This is a genomic window from Burkholderia sp. LMG 13014 (assembly GCF_905232215.1).
Classification (GTDB): domain Bacteria; phylum Pseudomonadota; class Gammaproteobacteria; order Burkholderiales; family Burkholderiaceae; genus Burkholderia.
In genome coordinates this window covers 1-4,024 of sequence record NZ_CAJNKE010000533.1, presented here as the reverse complement: position 1 = coordinate 4,024, position 4,024 = coordinate 1, and the positions used below count along the sequence as shown (strand labels likewise).

5 protein-coding genes are annotated in these 4,024 nt (G+C 64.3%); 2 read left to right on the top strand and 3 right to left on the bottom strand.

All coding sequences use genetic code 11. The annotated features are described in order from the left end of the window. On the bottom strand, positions 1 to 535 hold a 535-nt coding region (locus JYJ84_RS30305; RefSeq protein ID WP_205189867.1), incomplete at its 3' end, for a peptidylprolyl isomerase. 32 nt (positions 536 to 567) lie between these two features. Here JYJ84_RS30305 and JYJ84_RS30300 point away from each other — a divergent pair. After that, entirely contained in the window at positions 568 to 1,788 is a 1,221-nt protein-coding gene (locus JYJ84_RS30300; RefSeq protein WP_175222648.1) for a cupin domain-containing protein, read from the top strand. A gap of 56 nt (positions 1,789 to 1,844) precedes the next feature. Continuing rightward, entirely contained in the window at positions 1,845 to 2,090 is a 246-nt protein-coding gene (locus JYJ84_RS38410) for a hypothetical protein (protein ID WP_075122947.1), read from the top strand. A gap of 306 nt (positions 2,091 to 2,396) precedes the next feature. Here the strand turns inward: JYJ84_RS38410 and JYJ84_RS30295 are convergent, their stop codons facing one another. Both JYJ84_RS30295 and bamC read right to left on the bottom strand, forming a co-directional pair. Then, on the bottom strand, positions 2,397 to 3,173 hold the full coding sequence (locus tag JYJ84_RS30295) for an MBL fold metallo-hydrolase (RefSeq protein ID WP_122945764.1): 777 nt from the start codon (positions 3,171 to 3,173) through the stop codon (positions 2,397 to 2,399). A gap of 4 nt (positions 3,174 to 3,177) precedes the next feature. Further along, positions 3,178 to 4,024, bottom strand: an 847-nt coding sequence (bamC, locus tag JYJ84_RS30290) for an outer membrane protein assembly factor BamC (protein WP_205170545.1), incomplete at its 5' end; no start/stop codon positions are given.

Genomic DNA, 4,024 nt, shown 5'->3' with positions numbered 1-4,024 from the left:
GGGTGCGCCCTGACGGTGCTTCGCCGTCTTCGTCTTCGTCCTCGTCGACGATCTCGAGCCCTTCCGCGCCATGCGCGTGCTCATGCTCGATTTCGTCTTCGGTTGCTTCGCGAACGTCCTTCACGGTGAGTGCGAAACGCAACGCCATGCCTGCCAGCGGGTGGTTGCCGTCGAGCACGACCTTGTCTTCGGCGATGTCGGTGACCGTGTAGATCAGCGAATCGACTTCCTCGTCGCCGTCTTCCGGCGTGCCTTCGAACTGCATACCCACTTCGAGCGGCTCGGGAAAACGATCGCGCGGCTCGATCTTCACGAGCTCGGGATCGTAGTCGCCGAACGCGTCCTGCGGCTCGAGCTGAACCTCCGCCTCGTAACCCGGCTCATGCCCGTCGAGCTGTTCCTCGATCTTGGGGAACGTGCCATCATAGCCGCCGTGCAGATAGACCATCGGCTCGTCGCTTTCCTCGATCAGATTGCCCTGTGCATCCGACAGCTTGTAAGTGACCGACACGACGGTGTTTTTTGCGATTTTCATCCAATTCTCCCAAATACAACTCTCATTATACGATGCGCAACCGGTCTCAAGCCGAACCGCGGGATGCCGCTGCCGCCCCGCTCGGCGCGCCGCCTTCCGATCTTCCCACACCGCTGCTCGGCGGTCTTACGCCGGCGCAATTCATGCGCGGCTGCTGGCAGAAAAAGCCGCTGCTGATCCGCCAGGCGATCCCCGGCGTCGCTTCACCGGTCTCGCGCGACGCTCTGTTCGAGCTCGCAGCGGACTATGACGCGGAATCGCGACTGATCACCCATTTTCGTAACAAGTGGCAACTTGCTCACGGCCCGTTCGAGCCCGACGCGCTGCCTGCCGTCACGCGCAAGGCCTGGACCCTGCTCGTGCAGGGGCTCGACCTGCACGTCGATGCGGCGCGCGCGCTGCTCGATCGCTTCCGCTTCATCCCCGACGCACGCCTGGACGACCTGATGATCTCGTATGCGACGGACGGCGGCGGCGTCGGCCCGCATTTCGATTCGTACGACGTCTTCCTGCTGCAGGTCGAAGGCCGGCGCCGCTGGCGCGTCGGTGCACAGAAGGACCTGTCGCTGCAGCCGGACGTGCCGCTGAAGATCCTCGAAAACTTCGAACCGAGCGACGAATGGGTGCTGGAGCCCGGCGACATGCTCTACCTGCCGCCGCACATCGCGCACGACGGCGTGGCCGAAGGCGAATGCATGACCTGCTCGATCGGCTTCCGGGCGCCGTCCGCCGGCGAACTGGGCGCCCAGTTCCTGTACTATCTCGCGGAGCGTGGTGGCCTGCGTGACGAATGCGGCGATGACCTCTACCGCGATCCGAAGCAGCCGGCCGTCGACACGCCCGCGCAGCTGCCTCCGGCGATGGTCGAGCGCGTTGCCGAGATCGTCGACGCGATCCGCTGGCGCAAGCGCGACGTTGCCGAGTTCCTCGGTTGCTACCTGAGCGAGCCCAAGCCGAACGTCGTTTTCGACCCGCCCGCGCGCCCGCTGTCCGAAGATGCGTTCGTCACGCAAGCGTCACGTCGTGGCGTGTGTCTCGACAGAAGGGCCGCATTGATGTATAACGCGCGCTCGTACTTCATTAATGGTGAAGAAGGACCGCTCGAGCAAGCCAGCGAATGGCTGCCCGAACTGGCCAATCAACGCCAGATGGAGGCGAAACGGTTTGTAACACTATCCCGGGTTCCCTCAATGACAGCCTTGTTGCACGAGTGGTATCGTGCGGGCTGGATACGGGTCGGAGACCGGAATTAGTGTGAGTCGCCCCGTACGCCCATACGGATCAAATTCTGTATGGGAAAGACAACGTATTGACCCCGCATTTGTCGACGGTCGATAGGAAAGTGCATATAATTTCCGCCCAAGCCGTAGGGAAGATTCACGCTCTAGAAGTGCATCTCCACCAGCGGCCCAGGTCGGTGTTGGAGCACATTACCGGTATTGTTTCGCGCTGTTGCTTACCTTTAACCATAAAAGGACGTGATCATGAAGAAATCCCTCCTCGTAGCTTCCCTGTTGGCTGCTGTTGCACTGGCTGCTTGCAACAAGAGCGCTGATCAAGCTGCTTCGTCGGCTGCAAGCGACGCAGCTGCTGCTGCTTCGACGGCTGCTTCGGCAGTTGCTGGTGCTGCGAGCGACGCTTCGGCTGCTGCTTCGTCGGCAACGGCTGCTGCGAGCGACGCTGCTGCTGCAGTGGCGTCGGCTGCTTCGGCAGCGACGGCTGCTCCGGCTTCGGGCGCAAGCCAGTAAGCCTCAGCGTCAGCTGAAAAAAAACCGGCCCGAGGGCCGGTTTTTTTACGTCTGCCGTTTTCGCGCGTGTCTCACGGCAGTCGCACCGGGCCGCCGCAGCGGCCCTGCCCCGCTCATCCGAGCGCCAGCCAGTCGAAGCCCGCGTCCTGGGTGGCCACGACCACTTCTTCCCCGCTCGTCCCCAGTACACCGCCAAACGCCTGGCGGACCAGCTCCGGCAGGTTGTTCTGCTGGCTCAGGTGCGCCGCGACCAGGTGCTTGAGGCGGCTGCGTTCCAGCGACGCGAGGATATCCGCCGCCGCGTCGTTGCTCAGGTGGCCGTGGTTGCCACCAATGCGTGCCTTCAGCGACTGCGGATAGCGACTCCCGGCCAGCATCGCGGTGTCGTGGTTGGATTCGAGCACCAGCGCGTCACAGCCGCTCAGGACGGCCGTAATGTGCGGCGTGGCCATCCCGACGTCCGTCAGCACGCCGAGCCGGCTGGCGCCGTCCATAAAGACGAACTGGAGCGGTTCACGCGCATCGTGAGGGACCGTATAGGGCATCACGGCCAGATCGCGGATTGCGGCCGTCTCGTCGCCCCACAGCACGTGGAGATCGACATCGGCCTCGTCCGCACCGACCGCGCGTGCGGTACCCCAGCTCATGTAGAGCGGCAGCGATCCGCGGCGGGCGAGCGTCAGCGCACTGCCGACGTGGTCGCTGTGTTCGTGGGTAATGAGGATCGCATCGAGATCGCCGATGCAGAGATTCAGTCGGCCGAGCCGGCGCTCGACCTCCTTGGCAGAAAAGCCGCAGTCGAGCAGCACGCGGGTGGTCGTCGTGCCGCTCGAGGCCTCGACGACCAGCGCGTTGCCTTCGCTGCCGCTTCCGAGGCTGGAGAATCGCACGCGCTTAGTTCAGCTGCGCGTGGAGCAGCGAAATGATCCGTTGCGCGTCCGACGAGTTGTCGACCTGGCCGTTTGCGCCGACCACCGCGACCTGCGTGCTGCCATTGCCCTGTGCGCGCACGTTGACGAGGTACTCCTTGCCCGGCTTCGCGGCCGACGGGCCACCGTAGAACAGCTTGCCGAACAGGCCGTCGCGCTTGAGCTCTTCCATCGTGTTCGCATAGCGCACGGTGTACACACCCTTCTCGCGGTCGCGATTGTCGACCGCGAAGTTGGTGCGGTCGAGCGCCAGGCCCACACGCAGCCATGCGCGGTCGAACGACTCGGCCAGTTGCAGCGTCGCCCCACCGCTGCTCGTGTCGCTGACCTGCGCCGGCGCCGTCGCGGGACGTGCATCGGTCAGCAGTTGCTTCGCCTGCGCATCGGTCAGGCCGAACTTCTGCATCAGCTTCGACAGGAACACCGCTTCGAGCACGGGGTTACGCGGACGCTCTTCCCAGCGCGACGACGTGCCGCCCTGCGGGCCGACCATCATTTCCTCCATCGCGCTGTGCGTGATCGAGATGTCGGTGTTGCCGTCCGACGTGCGGTTCACGAGCGTACGGAAGCGGTCACGCGTGCCGGACGAGTAGGCGAAATCGATGACCTTGCCGATCGTGCGGCGGAACCAGTCGTCGGGGATGTTCGCGCGGTTTTCGGCCCAGTCGGTGGCCATGATGCCCGTCGACGGTGCATCGGTCTTCAGCGAGAAGCCGTTCTCCTGCCAGAACTCCTTCAGGATCGGCCACAGCTGCTCGGGCGTCCGGCCATCGACGACGAGCCAGCGGCGGTCGCCGTCGCGCTCGATGTGC

What these genes read in the sequence shown, in the direction of transcription:
- JYJ84_RS30300 (WP_175222648.1), top strand. Translation starts at nt 568, where the DNA reads ATGCGCAACCGGTCTCAAGCCGAACCGCGGGATGCCGCTGCCGCCCCG.